Source organism: Pseudomonas piscis (genome assembly GCF_009380155.1).
Taxonomy (GTDB): Bacteria; Pseudomonadota; Gammaproteobacteria; order Pseudomonadales; family Pseudomonadaceae; genus Aquipseudomonas; species Aquipseudomonas piscis.
In genome coordinates, this window is the sequence record NZ_WHUV01000002.1 from 794,199 (window position 1) to 813,015 (window position 18,817).

Consider the following 18,817-nt stretch of genomic DNA (forward strand, 5'->3'; position numbering starts at 1 on the left):
TGGACATCAGCGATCTGCTTTTGTCTTGATCTGAAAATGAGCGCGCGCTCATTGCCCGGCGTCCTTGAGGGAAATCTTCGGCGCCCACTGCAGCCACTGTTCGTCGACGGCATCGAACAGGGCGAAGGTCTGCCCCGGCTTGGCCGCTTCGCCCATTTGTCCGTTGTCTGGCGTGGCGAACGCGATACCGCCGGCGACCATGGCTTCCAGGGACTCGGTGCGTACCGAAACACCCTTGAACAAACCGGCCTCGATACCGACGCCGCTGGCATTCCAGAAGCGGCTACCGGTACGCACCAGCGGCATGTAGCGCGGCTCGATGAGAATACTGATCAGCACCCGGTCCGCCTGCTGGCCCAGGTTCAGGTCGATGACCTTGCCCACCGGCATCTTGCGATAGGTCACCGGGCTGCCGAGCTTGATCGAGCCCTTGTCCGGAGCGCTCAGGGTCAGCCGCAGGCCGTTGCCGCTCCCGAGCAGGTTCGGCGCCTCGGCCAGGGTCTGGAAGCGCGTCTGGCGCTCGCCCGGGCGACTGCTGGCCAGGGCCTCGATGTAGGGTCCGCTGACCAGGGTGCCGAGGTTTTCCGTACGCAGCAGGCCAAGCGCCGGGCGCACCACCCAGAAGCGCGTACCGCTGCGGGCGAACTGCTCGCCGTTGGCCCCCAGGCGTGCCTTGAGCAGCACACCGGACAGGTCGGCCTGCAAGTCGATGCCCTCGACCTTGCCGATCACCAGCCCCTTGAAACGAATCGGCGTCCCTTCGCGCAGGCCCTCGGCGTCTTCGATGCTCAGCTGGATCTCCACGCCCCGGGCCATGGCCGCCTCTTCGCTGTCATAAAGGGCGAAGCGGCGATCCTTGCCCGGGGACGACGCCTTGGGGTCCAGGGTGTCAAAGGAGATCCCGCCATTGATCAAGGTCTGCAGCGACTCGCTCTTGACCTTGAGCCCGGTGAAGTCACCGCTCAGGGTCACGCCACTGGCGTTCCAGAAACGCGTCGAACTGTTCACCAGGCGCGCATACTCGGGCTCGACATGCACGCCGATCAGCACCTGCCGGTTGTCCGCCGACAGTTGGTAGCTCTGCACGCTACCGACGCGGATCTGCCGGTAGAGCACCGGTGCGCCGACCTCCACCGAACCCCGGCGGTCGCTGGTCAGCACCAGGTGCAGGCCCGGCACATTCAGATCCATCGGCGGCGCCTTGGCGCGTGCGCTGAACTCGCGCCGGGGCGCCCCGTTCTTGGCGAAGCGCACGGCAATGTAGTTGCCCTTGACCAGGGCATCCAGGCCGGTGATCCCGGCCAGGGAGATATTCGGCTTCACGGTCCAGAACTCGGTGCCCTCCAGCAACAGGGCCTCGACCCGTGGATCCATCGCCAGCTCGGCGGTGGCGCCACTGAAGTCCTGGTTCATGTCGACGGTCTTGACCAGGCCGACCTGCACCCCGTTGTACATGACCGGAGTACGGCCGGGCTCGATCTCGCTCAGGTCCTTCATCTTCAGCTTCACTCGCAAGCCGACCTGGGCCGCGTCGTAGTCCTCGTACAGGCGGAACGGCTTGGTCGGGTCGGTGGGCGGGCTGTCGCGGTGGTTGTCCGGGGTGGCGAAGGAGATACCGCCCGCGGCCAGGGTCAGCAGCGACTCGCTGCGCACCTTGAAACCTGACAGGCCGCCGGAGATCGAGATGCCGCTGGCATTCCAGAAACGCGTGTGCTTGCGCACCAGGTCGGCGTAGGCCGGCTCGATGTGGACCTTGATCTCGATGGTGCGCTGGTCCTCGCCGAGCTGGAAGTTCTTCACCTGGCCCACCAGGATCTGCTTGTAGAACACCGGGCTGCCCTGCTCCAGGGAACCCAGCCGGTCGGCCTTGAGGGTGATGTGCAGGCCTGGCACTTTCTCGGACATCGGTGGCGGTTCCGTCAGCGCGGTATAGAAGCGCACACCTTGGTCGCCCTTGTCGCCCTTGGCCGGATCCACCGCGATGTAGACCCCCGAGACCAGGGTCTCCAAGCCAGTCACCCCGGCCAGGGAGACCCGCGGCTTGACCAGCCAGAAACGCGTGTCGTGGTTCAAGTAATCCCGGGACTCCTTGGTCAGCTCGATGGAGGCAATCACCCCCTTGATGTCCTCGCTGACATTCAGGTCGACCACCTTGCCGACCGAGATGCCCTTGTACAGCACCTCGGTCTTCTTGGCCTGGATGCCGTCGCCGCTCTCGAAGCGCACCTGGATGACCGGACCGGCCTCGTCGTAGGCACGCCAGCCCAGCCACGCACCGATGACCAGGGCCACCAGGGGCAGGATCCAGATTGCCGACCAGTTGGAGGCCGGGTGTTTCTTGGGGACGGGCAAATCACTCATTTTCTTTGTCCAAGTGGGTGTTGTCCCAGATCAGCCGGGGATCGAAAGTCACAGCGGCCAGCATGGTCAGCACCACCACGCTGGCGAAGGCGGCGGCGCCGAGGTTGGCCTCGATGCGCGCCAGGTTGCCGAAGTTCACCAACGCCACCAGGATGGCGATGACGAAGATGTCGAGCATCGACCAGCGCCCCACCCATTCGATGAAGCGGTACATGATGATCCGCTGGCGGGCGGACATCGGTTGGTGGCGCTGCACCGAATAAAGCAGCAGCGCGATGCCCACCAGCTTGAAGGTCGGCACCACGATGCTGGCCACGAACACCACCAGGGCGATGGGGATCATCCCCAGCTGCAGCAGGCTGATCACCCCGCTCATGATGGTGGCCGGCGCGCCCTTGCCGAAAATGCTGACGGTCATGATCGGCAGCAGGTTGGCCGGGATGTAGAGCAACATGGCGCTGATCAGCAAGGCCCAGGTCCGCCTGATGCTGTCCGGGCGGCGCACATGCAAGAGCGCCCGACAACGACTGCAACGCGCGGGTTGCTGGTCGTCGATGGGATTGAGTTGATGACATTCGCCGCAGACCTGGATGCCGGCATCGATTGCACGCATCGTTACCTTCCTCGAGCGCCGCCCGCCGGGCTTGCTCCGGCGGGCGGCGATCACTCATTCAGGGGCGGTCCTGGCGTTGCGCCAGTTGCTGATCCTGATTGTCCTTCCAGCCACCACCCAGGGAACGGAACAGGTCCACCAGGGCGATCTGCCGTTGAGTGCTGACTTCGATGAACGCCGTCTCGTTGGCGAAGTTGTTGCGCTGGGCGTCCAGGTAACGCAGGTGGCTATCGATACCGCCTTCATAACGGGCCTTGGCCAGCTTCAGCGATTCGTTGCTGGTGTTGGCCAGGGCCCGGCGTGCCTGCTCCTCGCGGCGCAGGGTATCGGTGGCCGCCAGGGCGTCCGCCACTTCACGGAACGCGGTCTGGATCGTGCCCTCGTAGGCCGCCACCGCCGAGTCCTTGCGCGCCTCGGCCAGGCTCAGCCCGGCGCGGTTGCGTCCGCCATCGAAGATCGGCAGCGACAGGGTCGGAATGAAGCTCCAGGAGCGCGAGCCGCCATCGAACAGGCCGGACATTTGCGCGCTGGACGTGCCGAAGCTGCCAGTCAAGGTGACCCGCGGGAAGAACGCTGCCCGCGCAGCGCCGATATCGGCATTGCGCGCTTGCAGGCGATGTTCGGCGGCGAGGATGTCCGGACGGCGCTCGATCAGCGACGACGGTGAGCCCGCGGCGATGTCTTGCACCAGTAGCGGCTGCTCCGACGGCTTATCGGGAATCGACTTGGCGGCATCGGCGGTGCCCAGCAACAGCACCAGGGCATTGAACGCCTGTTGCTTCTGGCGCAGGGCGGCCTCCTCGTCGGCCCGGGACTGTTCCACCAGGCCCAGGGCTTCCTGGTAGTCCAGCGCGGTGGCGTTACCTACCGCACGGTGCCGGCTGATCAGGGCGAAGGAATATTCGCGGCTGACCAGGGTCTGCTGGGTCAGGGCCAGGCGGCGCTGGGCACCGTCATGGGTCAGGTAGGCCTGGGTGACCTCGGCGATCAGCGCAATGCGTGCCGAGCGCCCGGCCTCCTCGGTGGCCAGGTACTGCTGCAATGCGGCGTCGCTGAGGCTCTTGACCCGACCGAACAGGTCGACTTCGTATTCCGGCAACGACAGGCCGACCTGATAGGTACTGGCCACGCCAGCCCGGCCACCGCTGGACAGGTCCGACGGCAGGCGCTGGCGGTTACCCGAGCCCCCGGCGTTCAACCCGGGGATCCGGTCCGCCCGCTGGATACGGTACTGCGCCCGGGCTTGTTCGATGTCCAGCAAGGTCTGGCGCAGCGAACGGTTATTGTCCAGGGCGGTGCCGACCAGGCGGCGCAGCTCGGGATCGACGATGAACGCCTGCCAGTCCAGTTCGCTGGCCTGGCGTCCCTGCTGGGCGGGTGAGTCGCTCCAGCTGTCGGCTACGGGCGCCGTCGGACGCTCGTAGGTCGGAGCCATGGAGCAGCCACCCAGGGCCAGGGCGATCAGCAGCGCCGATACGGTAAAAGCTGGGGTACGCATGCTGATCACTCCTGGGTCAGGGCTGGTTGTTCGGTGGCAGGCCGTTTGGTACGCAGCAACGACAGCAACCAGACGAAACAGATCGGCACGAACAGCACACCCAGCAAGGTGGCGCTGAGCATCCCGCCGATCACCCCGGTACCGATGGCGCGCTGGCTGGCCGCACCGGCGCCGGTGGCGATGGCCAGGGGGACCACGCCGAGGATGAAGGCCATGGACGTCATGATGATCGGGCGAAAGCGCAGGCGCGCGGCCTCGATGGCGGCGTCACGCAGGCTGTGGCCCTTCTCCCACAGTTCCTTGGCGAACTCGACGATGAGGATCGCGTTCTTCGCCGACAGGCCGATGATGGTAATCAGGCCGACCTTGAAGTACACGTCGTTGGGCATGCCCACGACCATTACCGCCAGTACCGCACCCACCGCGCCGATCGGTACGATCAGCATCACCGACAGCGGGATCGACCAGCTCTCGTAGAGGGCCACCAGCAACAGGAACACCACCAGGATCGCCAGGGCGAACAAGCCCGATGCCTGGCCGGCAGAGACCTTCTCCTGGTAGGACAGGCCGGTCCACTCGTAGCCGATGCCCTTGGGCAGTTGCGATGCCAGTTGCTCCAGCTCGGCCATGGCCTGGCCAGTGCTGTAGCCTGGACCTGCGTCGCCGACGATACGGATCGACGGATAGCCGTTGTAGCGCACCAGTTGCACCGGCCCCTCTTCCCACTTGCTGCTGACGAAGGCGCTGAGCGGCACCTGGTCGCCCTTGTTGTTGGGCACGTACAGCTTGAGCACGCTTTCCGGGGTCATCCGCGCGCCCTGCTCGGCCTGGATCACCACCCGTTGCTGGCGACCGGCGTTGGTGAAGTCGTTGACCACGTCGGAACCGAAGGCCGAGGACAGGGTGGAACTGATGGTCTCGAAGTTGACGCCTTGGGCCCGGGCTTTCTCGCGGTCGATCACCAGGCGCAACTGCGGTGCCTCGGACAGGCCCTCCATCATCCCGTAGAGGAATTTCGGGTTGCCGTTGATTTGGCCCAGCAGCGTATCCCGTGCCTGCAACAAGGCCTCGCGGCCCAAACCGCCACGGTCCATCAAGCGCAGGGCGAAACCGCCGGAGTTGCCCAGGCCGTCGATAGGTGGCGGCGAGACCGCCATGATGGTGCCGTCGCTCGGCAGTGCGAAATGCTCGTTCAGCGCCGCTACCTCGGCAGCAGCAGACTCTTCCTTGCCGCGTACCGACCAATCCTTGAAAACCGGGAATGCGAGTGCTGCGTTGTCGCCTTGGCCGGAGAAACTGAAGCCGGAGACGAGAAATACCGAGTCCACCGCCTTGCGCGACATCAGGTACTGCTCAAGTTCCTTGCCGGTGGTATCGGTACGCATGCGGCTGGCGCCGGGCGGCAGCTGCACGTCGACGATCATGTAGCCCAGGTCTTCGCTTGGGACGAAGGCTTCCGGCAGGCGCAGGTAGGTGTAGCCCAGCACCGCGACGATACCGGCGTACACCAGCATGAAGCGGCCGGCACGCTTGACCAGCCCGGAACTGAGCACCGAATAGCGCTCGGTGACGCGGGCGAAGCCACGGTTGAAGGCACCGAAGAAACCGCGCTTCTCGTGATGGCCTTCAGGGATCGGCTTGAGCAGCGTGGCGCACAGGGCCGGGGTGAAGGTCAGGGCCAGGAAGCCGGAGAACAGGATCGAGATCGCAAGGGATACCGAGAACTGCTGGTAGATGACGCCCACCGAACCGCTCATGAACGCCAGCGGCATGAACACCGCGGACAACACCAGGGTGATACCGACGATGGCACCGGACACCTGCTTCATCGCCTTGATCGTCGCTTCGGTCGGGGGCAGGCCCTCCTCGGCCATGATCCGCTCGACGTTCTCCACCACCACGATGGCGTCGTCCACCAGGATGCCGATGGCCAGCACCATGCCGAACATGGTCATCATGTTCACCGAGAAGCCCAGCAGGTACATCACCGCCAGGGTACCGAGCAGGCACACGGGCACCACGATCGATGGAATCAGGGTATAGCGCACGTTCTGCAGGAACAGGAACATCACCAGGAACACCAGGACCATGGCTTCGATCAGGGTGTGGATCACCTTCTCGATGGCCACGTCGACGAAACGCGAGGTGTCGTAGGGTACGGAGTACTGCATGTCGCTGGGGAAGAACTGCGACAGTTCGGCCAGGCGCTCCTTGACCAGAGTCGCGGTCTGGATGGCGTTGGCGCCCGGGGACAGCTGGATCGCGCCACCCACGCCTGGAGTGCCATTCAGGCGCGAGGAGATGTTGTAGCTTTCCTGGCCCACTTCCAGGCGGGCGACATCGGCCAGCTTGACGGTGGAACCATCAGGGTTGGAGCGCAGGACGATCTGTCCGAACTCCTGGGGGTTGTCCAGGGTGCCCTTGACCGCCAGGGTCGCGGTCAGCTCCTGCTCACTGGTACCGGGCGCGCTGCCGAAGGCGCCGGCCGGAACCTGCACGTTCTGTCCACGGATGGCGCTGCTCACGTCTTCGATGGACAGGCCATAACCCACCAGCTTCTGCGGATCGATCCAGACCCGCATCGCCGCTTCGGAAGAGAAGAACTGCAACTTGCCGACGCCGGGCAAGCGACGCAGTTCGTTGTTGATGTTGCGCGCGGCGTAGTCGCCCAGCGCGGTGGTGTCGTTGCGCTCGACCCCTTCCTTGTAGTTCAGGGCGTAGATCAACAGGAAGCCGGCGCTGGTCTGCTCGACCTGCAAGCCCTGGGTGAGCACGGCCTGGGGCATGCGTGCCTCGGCCTTCTTCAAGCGGTTCTGCACGTCGACCTGGGCCAGGTCCGGATCGGTGCCCGGCTGGAAGGTCACGACGATCTCGGCAGATCCGTTGGAGTTGTTGGTCGACTCGAAGTACAGCAGGTTCTTCGCACCGTTGAGCGACTCTTCGAGCACGCTGGTGACCGAGTCCACCAATACCTTGGCCGAAGCGCCCGGGTAGGTGGCGGTCACGGTGATTTGCGGTGGCGCAACGCTGGGGTACTGCGCCACCGGCAACTTGGAGATGATCAGCAGGCCGGCCAGGGAGATGAACAGAGCCACCACCCAGGCGAAGTTCGGGCGCTTGATGAAAAAATCGGACATCAAAAAATCCTCGTGTCGTAACCGGGCTTATTGTTTCTGCTCGGTTTCCTGAGCCTGCTTGGGAGTGACCTTGACGCCCGGCTGCACGGCGGCCAGGCCACCGACGATGACCTGGTCACCGGCCTTGAGGCCTTCGATGATCTGCCAGCGCGAACCCTGCATGGTGCCGGTGGTGACCGGACGGGCCTCGGCGCGCTCGTCGGCGCCGACCACCATCACGTGGGAGCTGCCGTCGTTGCCACGCTTGACCGCACGCTGCGGGACGAGGATGGCTTGGTTGTCAGTACCTTGCGGGGTCTTGACCCGTACGTACATGCCCGGCAGCAACACGCCATCGGGGTTGGGGAACTTGCCGCGCAAGGTGATCTGGCCGGTGCCCGGATCGACCGCCACGTCGGTGAACTGCAGCGAGCCCTGGCGCTCGTAGGGCGTACCCTCGACCCGCAGGGTCAGGGCCTTGCTGTCTCCTGCGGCCAGGCTGCCGGTCTTCAGCGCCTCACGCAGGCGCAGGGCATCGGCGGCGGTCTGGGTGAAGTCGGCGTAGATCGGATCCAGTTGCTGGATGCGCGCCATCAGGGTTGCTTCGCCCTGGCCAACCAGGGCGCCTTCGGTTACCAGCGCACGCCCTACCCGGCCGGAGATCGGCGCGGCGACCGAGGCATAACCCAGGTTCAGGCGCGCGGTTTCCAGGTCGGCCTGGGCCGAACGAGTCGCTGCCTGGGCGCTGTGCAAGTCGGCACTGGCCTTGTCGTAGTCCTGCTGGCTGACCGCTTCGATCTTCACCAGCGGCTCATAGCGCTTGACCCGTGCCTGGGCTTCCTTCATCCCGGCCTGGGCCCGGGCCAGGTCGCCCTCGGCACGGGACACCGCTGCCTTGAGCGGCGCGGGATCGATCTGGAACAACAGATCGCCGGCCTTGACGTCGGCACCTTCCTCGAAGCGCTTCTTCAGCACGATCCCCGCCACCCGTGCCCGCACCTCGGCCACGCGTACCGGTTCGATCCGGCCTGGCAGCTCCGATGTCAGCGCCAGGGTTTCCGGCTTCACCGCGAACACATCCACAGGAAGCACCATCTCCGCGGCGCTCTGCTGCTCGCCCGAGGGGCCACATCCTGCCAGTGCGATGACAACCGCCAATGCACTGACCCTTCCTATTGCACGCAAATCGACCATGGCACACCTGACTATTGATTGAGAATGTCCAGAATGCTACTTTCAAACCCAAAATGAGTCAACAAAGACTCATATGAACTTTTTTGTCTCATATATTACGGAGCGCTGCGAGCTTTTTTGCACCATGCGCGCATTCGAGGACTCAACCAGGACTTGCGAATGACCCTGACGCCCCATGACGAACGATTCATCAAGGCGCTGGCCGTGGCCATCGTCGACCACCCACGCGGGACACTGAAGGAGTTGGCTGAAGCCGCCGGCACCAGCCGGGCCACGCTGCACCGTTTTTGTGGCACGCGTGACCATCTGCTGGAAATGCTCGAATGGCATGGCAAGGAGGTGTTGCACCAGATCATCGAAGCCTCCCGCCTGCTGGATGCAGATCCATTGGAAGCACTGCACAATTTGATCAGGGAGCATCTCGCCCATCGAGAGCTGCTGACCTTCCTGGTATTTCAATACCGCCCGGATTTCCTCGACCCACAGGCCGATGGCGCCCGGTGGCAGTCCTACATCACCGCGCTGGACGCCTTTTTCCTGGGCGGCCAGCACCAGGGAGCATTCCGCATCGACATCAGCGCATCGGTGTTCACCGAACTGTTCGTCACCCTGGTCTACGGCATGGTGGATGCCGAACGCCGCGGACGCGCGGCGAGCTCGAATACCGCCCAGACCCTGGAGCAGATGTTCCTCCACGGCGCCTGCCCCCAGGCCAGAACAGACACCTAGGCCACGCGCCTCCAGGACTTGCCCGATGCCCCAGACCAACCCCGGTGACTTGCCGAACCTGCCGCTCCAAGCCCTGGTCGCTTGCCATGAATGCGACCTGCTGATGCGCCGTGAACCACTGGAACCCGGTGAAAAAAGCTGCTGCCCGCGTTGCGGCTTCGAGCTGGCCGTGCACCGCCATCAATGGCAGCGCCGTTGCTTCGCTCTGGTCCTGACCGCCCTGCTGCTCTACATCCCGGCCAACTTCCTGCCGATCATGCACCTGACCCTCCTGGGCCAGACCCGTAGCGATACCGTCTGGAGCGGTGTGCTCGGGCTGTTCGAAAGCGGTATGCCCGGGGTTGCCGTGCTGGTGCTGCTCAACAGCATGGCCATTCCGTTGCTCAAGCTGCTCTGCCAGTTGCTGGTATTGCTGAGCCTGAGGTTCAAGGTGGCACGCCGCAGCGCCATGCTGCTCTACCGCGGTTATCACCACCTGCGCGAATGGGGCATGCTCGAGGTCTACCTGATCGGGATCCTGGTCTCCATCGTCAAGCTGATCGACATCGCCGACCTTAGCCTGGGCGTCGGCCTGGCCTGTTTTATCGCCCTGCTGCTGACCCAGGTCTGGCTGGAAATGAGCATGTCGCCGCATCAGGTCTGGGAGGCGCTGGACGAGGACGAACGGGCCACACCCGACTGAGCCTTTCCCCAGGGTGTCATCAGAGATGCTTGACCACTTCCCCGATCCCGGTGGCCGGTGGATGCGTATGGCTGGCGCGCGGCACATGGGCATTATCAGTCCCTTCGTTCGGCCTGGATCCAAGGGTGTGGATACCGGCTCCCAGTACCAGCACAGCCATTAGCGAAAGCATGAGTCGACGCATGGAAACCTCCGCCGTCCGGAGGGAAACCGGACGCAGCTTTTTGTTATTAGGTCCTTGCAGTCTGCCTTCGCCCGATAACAAAAAGCTTAGCCTTGCGCGCCATGGAGTTGATATCTCATGCCAGCCATACAGGTTGCTCGAAATGTACTCGAGCGCTCCTGAACCCATGCTGAAATTACCGGCAGCCACAGTCGCTTGAGCATAGCCTGCGACCTGGAACGCGACGGGCAAGCCCCGGACTTTCTTCGCCCCTGCGGCCAGCGCTTCAAGCCGAGGCCTTGGCCTCTTGCCTGATCCAGGCCATGAACGCCTCCACTTCGGGCCGTCGCCAAGCTTGCGCCTGGGTCACCAGGTAATAGGCAAAACGCGCTGGCCAGGGCCTGTCCAGGGCCTGCACCAGGCGCCCGGCGGCAATCTCCTCGCGAGCATATTCCTGGGGCACCAACGCCAGCCCCTGACCGGCCGCCGCCGCGCGGATCAGCAGGTAGTCATCCTCGAACGCCGTACCGCGCTCGGCGCGCAGGTCCGCGGCGACCCCATGGGCCGCCAGCCATAGGGCCCAATCCGCTCGATCGGTATCTTGCAGCAGCGGCCAGGCCAGGCAATCGGCTGGCTCGCGAATGGGCTCGCCATCAGCCAGCAGCGCGGGCGCTGCGACCGGCAGCAACACCGGCGCCAGCAGGGGTTCCGTTACCAGCCCCGGGTAGTGGCCCAGGCCATGGCGAATGGCGATATCGACCCGGTCACGCTGTAGATCCACCAGTGCCGCCGACGCCTCGACCCGCACCTCGATCTCTGGATGCAGGGAAGTGAAGCGCCCCAGTCGTGGTACCAGCCAGGATGCAGCAAAGGACGGCACGGTGCTGATGGTCACGGTGCTCCGGATGCGGTCCGCTTCCAGGGTCCACAAGGCTCCCTGGATCTGCTCGAAAGCCGCCAGCAATTGTGGGTGGACCCTGCTGCCCGCTTCGGTCAGCACCATGCGCTGGTGCCGGCGAATGAACAGCGGCATGCCGACCCGCTCCTCCAGTTGGCGGATCTGCTGGCTGACCGCACCCGAAGTCACCCCCAGGGCCTGGGCGGCATGCTTGATGCTGGCGTGGCGGCCGACTTCGGCAAAGGCGCGCAATGCCAGCAATGGCAGGACTGGATTCATGGTTTAGCTCTTCTAAACAAGGAGGGTAGTTTAAATCGTTTCCTATTCACCTGATGCAAAAGGAAGATCCCCGGGCAGCGGCATACATAACTTTAGCTCTACTCAACCCATGGAGATAGCTCGACGATGCTCGATCTGTACACCGACAGCTCACCCAATGGTTTCAAGGTGACCATTGCCCTGCATGAGCTGCAGTTGCCCTACCGCCTGCACCCGGTGAACCTGGACGCCGGTGAACAGCACCATCCGCAGTTCCTCGCCCTCAACCCCCATGGCCGGATCCCGGTGATCCATGACCACGAGACCGGCATCACCCTGTTCGAGTCGGCGGCCATCCTGCTCTACCTTGCCGAACGCGGCGGCAGTCTTCTGCCCCAGGACCCGGTCGGGCGCTGGGAAACCATCAAGTGGCTGCAATTTCATGCCTCCAGCGTTGGGCCGATCCTCGGTCAACGAGTGCACTTCGAGCTGTTCGCCCAGCAGCAACTGCCCGCGGCCATCGCCCGCTACCGGCGACTGAGCGAGGAGCTGTTCGCGGTACTCGACGCTCGCCTGGCTGAACACCCCTACCTGGCCGCGGACCAGTATTCGATCGCCGACATCGCCCATTTCGGCTGGACCCATATCGCCCGGATCATCGATTTCGACTTCAGCCAGCACCGCCACCTAAGCGCCTGGCACGACCGAGTGGCGCAACGTCCCGCCGTACGCTTGGGCGTAACCATTCCCGCACCCGCCAGCGGCGCATGAGCAACAGGAGACAAACAATGCAGAGCACCCTGAACAACGGCGCCCCAGCGACGGCGAATTTTCATGGGCACCCCGGCTACCGGCGCATGTTCGCTCCCGGGCGCTTGACCCTCGGCCTGTTCCTGCCGCTGCGCTTCTACCAGGGCGACATGCAGGTCTTGGCCGGGCAAGCCGACTGGGTCGAGACCATCGACCGTCAGGGTTTTGCCGCCGTCTGGGTACGCGACGTACCGCTGTTCGATCCGACCTTCGGCGATGCCGGGCAACTGTTCGAGCCCTTCGCCTACCTCTCGTTCCTCGCCGCCCGGACCCAGCGAATTGCCCTGGCCACCGGCAGCGCGATCTTCACCCTGCGCCACCCATTGGATTTGGCCAAGTCGGCCGCCAGCCTCGATCGTTTGTCCGGTGGCCGGCTGGTGCTGGGCATCGCCTCGGGGGATCGGCCCGTAGAGTTCCCGGCCTACGGCCTGGAACATGCCGAGCGAGGCCAGCGCTTCGCCCAGGCGGTGGAGTACTTTCGCCAAGTCATGGCCGACGGCCCGCAGGCCATCGATTCGCCCCTGGGCCGTTTCGCCGGCGCCGAACTGCTGCCCAAGCCCAGCACTGGCGCGATTCCGCTGATCGTCACCAGCTCCTCGGGACAATCGCCGGAGTGGATCGCCCGGCACGCCGATGGCTGGCTGACCTACCCCTTCGCCACCCACACCGCCAGTGGGCCACGACAACTGGCCGAGAAGATCCGTGCCTGGCGCCAGCTGATTCCCGACGGCGGCTTCCGCCCGCACATGACCAACGAATGGCTGGACCTGGTGGACGATCCCGACCATCCCCGCACACCACTCAACGGCGGCTTCGTCTTGCGCACCGGACGCAAGGGCCTTTTGCAGTTGCTGGAGCAATGGCAAGAGGCTGGCGTCAACCACGCCGCGCTGGGCATCCAGTTCTCCCAGCGCCCGGTGGCCGAAGTCATTCAGGAACTGGCCGAGGAGGTACTGCCACATTTCCCCTCCCATCCCGGTCCTCCAGCGCTAGATACCCGCTGGTAGCGCAGTAGAGGCAAAACGGAGCAACTTCCTGCGAGCCGCAATGGGTGATTCTCGTTGCCATGCGATCAACAAGCGGCAACTTGCAGGCAAGTTCAAAGTTGCTCCGGATGAGCTGCGGCGTTCAATACCAGCGACTTTGCTATCAGCCTGACAGCATTTACAGCCTGGGCTACTCAGCTAGTCTTGATTTGCTCATGACCTCAAGCCGAAAAGCCCATGGACACCCTAAGCAAGTTCGAAGTCGAGACGGCCCTTGCCCAGCGCTTGCCAAACTGTCGCGTGAACTGCGTGATCAATGCCGACGGCAGCCTCTCGCTGGACATCCTGGCGCCAGGATCGAACCAGTTCACCATTGCCAACATCGACCGCAGCCACTACCACGGGGAATCGGGCATCAATCGACTGGTGCGCGAGATCCTCGAAGAGATGGTGGTTTCCCGGCAGTCTTCGCGCATGTCATGAACCGGCCAACGCCGCCATGGCCGAGCAGAATTCGTTATCTGCAAGAGATCCTGGCCGAGGTCAATGCCCTGGACTGTGAGTCCCTCGTCCTGGCGTTGCTGGAACGGGAGCCCCAGCTGGCTGATCAGGGCTCGAGGCGTTCCTGATCCGCGGGACCGGGTTCGACCCGGGGTCCCGGTTGCGCTCGCGGCTGGTCCTCGCGGCGGACCCGCTGGTCGTCGGTCAAGCCCGGGCCCGGGTCCTGCTCCACCAGGCCGCGGCTAGCGCCAGCAGGGCCCCGGGGACGGGTTAAGCTTCGATCTTTCATTTACGCCTCCTGCACTGGATGCATTGCATTATTCGATAAAAGATCCCTCGCCATGTTTGAAAAGCGCCTGATCGTATTGTTCAAAGTCATTCAGATGATGAGCGGAACATTAGACGAATAACGAACTTGAGCGCCGCTTGCATATATGCGTAAAGACAGACTCGCCCTTGGCTTAAGTGGCTTGTTCTGGCCAATAAACCATTCGTCGCCCCTTACCCAATCATTTCGACCTTTTAAAAACCATCGGCCTCCCAATAAATGCCCGGTTTGATTACGGGCGTAACTTTCCATTAGCAAGAGGTCTTCAACCATGGCTAATACCGGACATCCCAATCCTGGAAACTTTGCCAACGATCGGGAAAAAGCCTCCGAAGCAGGCAGGAAAGGCGGACAGGCCTCGGGCGGCCACAGCACCGGCGACCGGCACAAGGCGTCCGGTGCCGGCAAGCAGGGCAGTCGACGCAGCGGTAGTGGCGGCGGCCGCAGTTGAGCGTCCAACCAGCGGGGCCATGCACGGCCCCGCCTCTTTTCTCATACAGGGCCAACAGCACGCGGCTGCAAGATCCGACCTGCACCCACTGAAGCCGAACCGTCCGCTGAATCCCTTGCCCTGTGCCCGGCTGTCCAGGCATCCCCCTGGGCGGCCGGTAACTGGCCAGCTACTCGGAGATGCCCATGAAATCCTATCCACGACCACCCTTTCCTTCCCAGCAGCAAGCGGTTCCCGGAGCCCAAGGCGCCATGGAGCCCTACCCCGATTGCGGCGAGCAAAGCTACCAGGGTTCGGGCCGCCTGGCCGGCAAGATCGCCCTGGTCACCGGGGCCGACAGCGGTATCGGCCGGGCGGTGGCCATCGCCTTCGCCCGGGAAGGCGCCGATGTGGCGCTGGCCTACCTGGACGAACACGAAGATGCCCGCGAGACCGCCCGCTGGGTGGAACAGGCCGGGCGCGAATACCTGCTGCTGCCGGGCGACCTGGCGGGCAAACAGCAATGTCGCGATATAGTCGCCAAGACCGTGGAGCAGTTCGGGCGCATCGATATCCTGGTGAACAATGCCGCCTACCAGATGACCCACCATGAACTGGCGGACATCACCGATGAAGAATGGGTACGGACCTTCGATATCAACATCACCGCGATGTTTCGCATCTGCCAGGCCGCGGTGCCGCACATGGCACCCGGCAGCTCGATCATCAACACCAGTTCGATCAATTCCGACGCCCCCAAGCCCACCCTGCTGCCCTATGCCACCACCAAGGGCGCCATCGCCAACTTCAGCGCCGGCCTGGCGCAACTGCTGAGAGCCAGTGGCATTCGAGTCAACAGCGTCGCCCCCGGCCCGATCTGGACGCCGCTGATCGTCTCCACCATGCCGCCAGAAGCTGTCACCCACTTCGGCGAGCAGACGCCCCTGGGCCGTCCGGGCCAGCCAGTGGAGGTGGCGCCCATCTATGTCCTGCTGGCGAGCGACGAGGCCAGCTACATCTCCGGCTCGCGGGTGGGCGTCACCGGCGGCAAGCCTATCCTCTAGGAAAACGGCCTGCCGGCTGTGCCTTCTCGAATCTCAAGGGTTTGTGGAGAGCGCTGCTGGAGGCCGCGCCCACGGGCACTGATCAGCCGCGTGGCCTGCTGTTTTTTTGCCCTGAAGCGATGCTCGAAGGCATCACGGGGATGACGAATCAAGTCGGATAGCGCTACAGCAAATCTCAGGAATAAACCCAGCCTCAAGCAGCGAACGCTTGACTGTTCCGTACGGCGCCTTATCCCTGGATCCTATAGCGACTGGGCGATATCCCGGCCCATTTGCTGAAAGATCTGGAAAAGCTGTGGCGATCAGCAAAGCCCAGCTTTTCAGCAATCGATTCAATATCGATGCCAGGGTCGCTCAAGAGCAGCCTGGCCATGTAGAACCGCGACCTGGCATGAACTTCGTTGAAGGTCACGCCCTCTTCCTTGAGTCGTCGTTGCAAACTCCGCGGTTCCAAACCCAGCCGCTCACACACATCCAGCAGAGACGTGGCTGGGTGCTGCTTGACCATCACTTCCACGACTTGCTCCAAGCGCCCACGTAGCCCTTGGCGTTGAACCCTCTTCTCTAAAAGAAGCCTGGCCTGAGCGTGCAAGCCCGGGGATGCGCCGCAAAGGGGCTGAAGTAGACAATCGCTAGCCAGAGTCAGTCGATTGAAGGAAGCCGCGAAGATGGGAGCGCTGCCGAATTGCCGAGAATAATGAGTTGCAGACTGTAGGGACTCATGCCTGAAACACAAACTCTTAATATCGCTGAAAGGAGCCACCTGCCTTATCAGCCGCCAAATCACGACGAACACCGTTTCGATGAACCCTGGATTGGCCAGGCGCAAGCCTGACTGCTGCAACTCAGAGAATATGTGAAGTTCGTCACCATGTACTTCAGTCCATATGAGGGTGTCTGGCTGTAACAGAAACGGCAAATAACAAAGAATGGATAACGCTTCCTGCAGCGTAGCGCTAGTTGCCAGGAAAATATCCGCCTCCGGTATACGGTCAAACAGGAAAAGCTCACCCAACACGAATGGAAAATGGTCCTGTAGCGATAGCTTGAGACCTGCCGCATACAAACGACCTAGCGCTTCAGCATCCCAACTACCATCCGAACCGGAACAGGCTGATGCGAAAACACCTATCTCAGCCAGCAAGGCATCCATGTCGAAACCGCATAGGGTGGCCACTTTTGCCAGTCGAGCAATATCATGGGTATTGAAGGAAGTCATCGCATGCAAATCCGGCCAGTGTTTCCAAATCGTTATGTACAAGCACCGGAGGATCATAGGCAAGCCTACCTAAATCCGCTGCTATGCGACGCACAATAACGCTGCACCGGCTGCAAGCACAAAAACAGCCATCCAGACCCGCCACCAAGCTTGGAAATATACACCGGGAAGCTCAAGCGACCACGCTTGAAAGTCATTCCTGAATGCCATAGCCAGCAAGGTAGGACTATCTGACGCAAGGACCCACAGGCTACCCGCAATAGACTCAGGAGAACCCACTAACAGGATTATCGGGATTGATAAACGCTGACAACGGTTGCCGCAACACCGTCACCAGGTAATAAGTGAATGAGTTCCAGAAAGGAAAACCAGCCAATAGACTTGACTGACGCTGACTTGCTCTACATATAAGTCAGCCACTAGAAATCAGTAGATTCTCGCCGCGACAAAGCGCTTTCCAACATCGCCACTTGTTTTTCCTTAACCTCCAAATCAAAACATCCTACACCCAACTCCCCGCCAGCGCTGCCAATGCATTTATTGCAGTAGCTACACACCGGTGCGTCGGCTATTGGATTATAGACGTGTTGGTAAAAGTATGGATTGGCGATTAACCCACGCCCCATGGAAATAGCAGCAACCTTTCCCGACTTGATAACACTCTCCATTGCCTGCTTGTCGTTAAAGCCACCACAACTAATAACTGGAATATCTAGAACCCTGGTGAAATGCTGTGCCTCGTCGATGTTGAATCCCTGCTTACGTGGATAAAAACGATTGAGAAATGGTTCCATGAACACGCCGACAAGACGCATAAACCAACGTTGCCAGATAGGAAAACTTGCCGCCATCCCGACCGTGACCTGACGCTTCAGAAAGCCTGACCATTGACCAGACAGCGTACTGGGGATTGTTGAAAAATGACCTCGCGTGATTTCAATGGCATCGAGCCCCTCTTCTTCCAATTTTTTTGCCAATTCAAGTTGATGCTCTAGAGCGACTCCCCCAGGACGGTCATCACGACCATTCAACTTCGCAATAACAGGAAAGTCGCCTCCTACGCGCTCACGGACTGCCCGATACACTTCCAGGGCCAGCGCGATACGCTTCTCGGCATTTCCACCATAGCGATCTGTGCGACGATTAGTTCCTGGGGTCAAGAACTGGCTGATCAAGTAACCATGCCCCATCTGGATCTGAACACCATCGCAGCCAGCTTTCTTGGCTCGCTCTGCTGCATCGGCAAATGACTTTATCAAGCGCGGAAACTCGTCCTCACGCAAGGATCGAGACAGGCTCAACAAGGTAGGATGCAAACGCCCGGTAGAAGTCACCGGCAAATCGGCAATTCCTTCTGCCGGAGTACGCATTTGCGAGCCTCCATGGTTAAGCTGGGCAAACAGCCTGGTTCCATATTGATGACACATATCCGCAAGGATTTTCATTCCAGCAATTTTATCATCATCATCTAATGCCAGTTGCCTACCGCCAGACTTCCCCTGCCAGGAAACAAAAATATTACCGGTAATGATCAGTGGCAACCCGGACTCTGCCATTGGCCGATAGAAGTCCAGAATTCCAGAGGTAACAAATCCTTTGTCACTGGCCAACGTTTCATGAGTAGCTGTTTTGAAGATACGCCCAGACACTTCCAAAGTCCCAATCGACATTGGCTGCCATAGGACACGAGATACATTCACATCTGGTGTATTTAAAATAGTCACATTCATGATTCGCCCCTGCACAATCAGAAATTGATAATTTAGGTAAAGCGAAGCATCGAGAAAATGACCACAAGCGTCATGTCATGTCAGTAAATGACAAACCAATCCAAAACCTTCGTTTTCGATTGCGCAACTAGACGATCTTTACTAGCCCCATATCTGCAGTGATCTGCGGGACCATCCACAGATCCCGACACCGGAAATTCCTGGTTAGCTTGGTGATCGCCCTGATTTGATCAAGAG

At 61.8% G+C, this 18,817-nt stretch carries 15 protein-coding genes and 1 pseudogene; 7 read left to right on the plus strand and 9 right to left on the minus strand.

Annotated elements, in window-relative coordinates:
* Positions 1-48: 48 nt before the first annotated feature.
* The 5 genes from GDH07_RS13645 to GDH07_RS13665 are packed head-to-tail and all read right to left on the minus strand — an operon-like array spanning position 49 to position 8,782.
* Positions 49-2,361, minus strand: a complete 2,313-nt coding sequence (locus GDH07_RS13645) for a PqiB family protein (protein ID WP_152897877.1) — start codon at positions 2,359-2,361, stop codon at positions 49-51.
* The gene (locus GDH07_RS13650; protein WP_152897878.1) at positions 2,354-2,974 is read right to left on the minus strand and encodes a paraquat-inducible protein A; all 621 of its coding nucleotides are present in this window, start codon (positions 2,972-2,974) and stop codon (positions 2,354-2,356) included. Before GDH07_RS13650 ends, GDH07_RS13645 begins: the two co-directional genes overlap by 8 nt.
* A gap of 58 nt (positions 2,975-3,032) precedes the next feature.
* The gene (locus GDH07_RS13655) at positions 3,033-4,472 is read right to left on the minus strand and encodes an efflux transporter outer membrane subunit (RefSeq protein ID WP_152897879.1); all 1,440 of its coding nucleotides are present in this window, start codon (positions 4,470-4,472) and stop codon (positions 3,033-3,035) included.
* A 5-nt stretch (positions 4,473-4,477) separates the two neighbouring features.
* Positions 4,478-7,609 (minus strand): efflux RND transporter permease subunit, encoded by a 3,132-nt coding sequence (locus tag GDH07_RS13660; RefSeq protein ID WP_152897880.1) that lies wholly within the window; start codon positions 7,607-7,609, stop codon positions 4,478-4,480.
* A 27-nt stretch (positions 7,610-7,636) separates the two neighbouring features.
* Positions 7,637-8,782: a MexC family multidrug efflux RND transporter periplasmic adaptor subunit gene (locus tag GDH07_RS13665; RefSeq protein ID WP_053129741.1), complete on the minus strand. Its 1,146-nt coding sequence runs from the start codon at positions 8,780-8,782 to the stop codon at positions 7,637-7,639.
* Between the two features lie 159 nt (positions 8,783-8,941).
* On the opposite strand from GDH07_RS13665, the gene GDH07_RS13670 reads away from it, so the two are divergent.
* Entirely contained in the window at positions 8,942-9,511 is a 570-nt protein-coding gene (locus GDH07_RS13670; RefSeq protein WP_152897881.1) for a TetR/AcrR family transcriptional regulator, read from the plus strand.
* A 25-nt stretch (positions 9,512-9,536) separates the two neighbouring features.
* A complete protein-coding gene (locus tag GDH07_RS13675; protein ID WP_053129736.1) occupies positions 9,537-10,193 on the plus strand; it encodes a paraquat-inducible protein A in 657 nt (218 codons plus the stop codon).
* A 449-nt stretch (positions 10,194-10,642) separates the two neighbouring features.
* Here the strand turns inward: GDH07_RS13675 and gcvA are convergent, their stop codons facing one another.
* Entirely contained in the window at positions 10,643-11,533 is an 891-nt protein-coding gene (gene gcvA / locus GDH07_RS13680) for a transcriptional regulator GcvA (RefSeq protein WP_152897882.1), read from the minus strand.
* Between the two features lie 126 nt (positions 11,534-11,659).
* Between gcvA and GDH07_RS13685 the strand changes: the two genes are divergently transcribed.
* The 3 genes from GDH07_RS13685 to GDH07_RS13695 all read left to right on the plus strand — a co-directional run bounded on the left by GDH07_RS13685 (position 11,660) and on the right by GDH07_RS13695 (position 13,791).
* Positions 11,660-12,283, plus strand: coding sequence for a glutathione S-transferase family protein (locus tag GDH07_RS13685; RefSeq protein WP_152897883.1), 624 nt, complete (start codon positions 11,660-11,662; stop codon positions 12,281-12,283).
* 17 nt (positions 12,284-12,300) lie between these two features.
* Positions 12,301-13,329, plus strand: coding sequence for an LLM class oxidoreductase (locus GDH07_RS13690; protein WP_246195955.1), 1,029 nt, complete (start codon positions 12,301-12,303; stop codon positions 13,327-13,329).
* Positions 13,330-13,545: 216 nt separating this feature from the next.
* Positions 13,546-13,791 carry a hypothetical protein gene (locus tag GDH07_RS13695; RefSeq protein WP_152897884.1) on the plus strand — a complete coding sequence of 82 codons (246 nt, stop codon included), beginning with the start codon at positions 13,546-13,548 and terminating at the stop codon, positions 13,789-13,791.
* Between the two features lie 124 nt (positions 13,792-13,915).
* On the opposite strand, the gene GDH07_RS13700 is transcribed toward GDH07_RS13695, so the two are convergent.
* Positions 13,916-14,098, minus strand: coding sequence for a hypothetical protein (locus GDH07_RS13700; RefSeq protein WP_152897885.1), 183 nt, complete (start codon positions 14,096-14,098; stop codon positions 13,916-13,918).
* A 322-nt stretch (positions 14,099-14,420) separates the two neighbouring features.
* Between GDH07_RS13700 and GDH07_RS32850 the strand changes: the two are divergent.
* Positions 14,421-14,513, plus strand: a pseudogene (locus GDH07_RS32850) (con-10 family general stress protein); the annotation flags it as partial.
* Positions 14,514-14,773: 260 nt separating this feature from the next.
* Entirely contained in the window at positions 14,774-15,631 is an 858-nt protein-coding gene (locus GDH07_RS13710) for an SDR family oxidoreductase (protein ID WP_152897886.1), read from the plus strand.
* Between the two features lie 229 nt (positions 15,632-15,860).
* On the opposite strand, the gene GDH07_RS13715 is transcribed toward GDH07_RS13710, so the two are convergent.
* On the minus strand, positions 15,861-16,850 hold the full coding sequence (locus tag GDH07_RS13715) for a helix-turn-helix transcriptional regulator (RefSeq protein WP_164485021.1): 990 nt from the start codon (positions 16,848-16,850) through the stop codon (positions 15,861-15,863).
* Positions 16,851-17,269: 419 nt separating this feature from the next.
* The gene (locus tag GDH07_RS13720) at positions 17,270-18,580 is read right to left on the minus strand and encodes an NADH:flavin oxidoreductase (RefSeq protein WP_246195956.1); all 1,311 of its coding nucleotides are present in this window, start codon (positions 18,578-18,580) and stop codon (positions 17,270-17,272) included.
* Positions 18,581-18,817 lie beyond the last annotated feature (237 nt).

Coding starts and splice junctions, on each gene's coding strand:
- GDH07_RS13655 (WP_152897879.1), bottom strand. CDS start 4,472: ATGCGTACCCCAGCTTTTACCGTATCGGCGCTGCTGATCGCCCTGGCC.
- GDH07_RS13660 (WP_152897880.1), bottom strand. CDS start 7,609: ATGTCCGATTTTTTCATCAAGCGCCCGAACTTCGCCTGGGTGGTGGCT.
- GDH07_RS13720 (WP_246195956.1), bottom strand. CDS start 18,580: ATGAATGTGACTATTTTAAATACACCAGATGTGAATGTATCTCGTGTC.
- GDH07_RS13665 (WP_053129741.1), bottom strand. CDS start 8,782: ATGGTCGATTTGCGTGCAATAGGAAGGGTCAGTGCATTGGCGGTTGTC.
- GDH07_RS13710 (WP_152897886.1), top strand. CDS start 14,774: ATGAAATCCTATCCACGACCACCCTTTCCTTCCCAGCAGCAAGCGGTT.
- GDH07_RS13690 (WP_246195955.1), top strand. CDS start 12,301: ATGCAGAGCACCCTGAACAACGGCGCCCCAGCGACGGCGAATTTTCAT.
- GDH07_RS13700 (WP_152897885.1), bottom strand. CDS start 14,098: ATGAAAGATCGAAGCTTAACCCGTCCCCGGGGCCCTGCTGGCGCTAGC.
- GDH07_RS13675 (WP_053129736.1), top strand. CDS start 9,537: ATGCCCCAGACCAACCCCGGTGACTTGCCGAACCTGCCGCTCCAAGCC.
- GDH07_RS13670 (WP_152897881.1), top strand. CDS start 8,942: ATGACCCTGACGCCCCATGACGAACGATTCATCAAGGCGCTGGCCGTG.
- GDH07_RS13715 (WP_164485021.1), bottom strand. CDS start 16,850: ATGACTTCCTTCAATACCCATGATATTGCTCGACTGGCAAAAGTGGCC.
- GDH07_RS13685 (WP_152897883.1), top strand. CDS start 11,660: ATGCTCGATCTGTACACCGACAGCTCACCCAATGGTTTCAAGGTGACC.
- GDH07_RS13650 (WP_152897878.1), bottom strand. CDS start 2,974: ATGCGTGCAATCGATGCCGGCATCCAGGTCTGCGGCGAATGTCATCAA.
- GDH07_RS13645 (WP_152897877.1), bottom strand. CDS start 2,361: ATGAGTGATTTGCCCGTCCCCAAGAAACACCCGGCCTCCAACTGGTCG.
- gcvA (WP_152897882.1), bottom strand. CDS start 11,533: ATGAATCCAGTCCTGCCATTGCTGGCATTGCGCGCCTTTGCCGAAGTC.
- GDH07_RS13695 (WP_152897884.1), top strand. CDS start 13,546: ATGGACACCCTAAGCAAGTTCGAAGTCGAGACGGCCCTTGCCCAGCGC.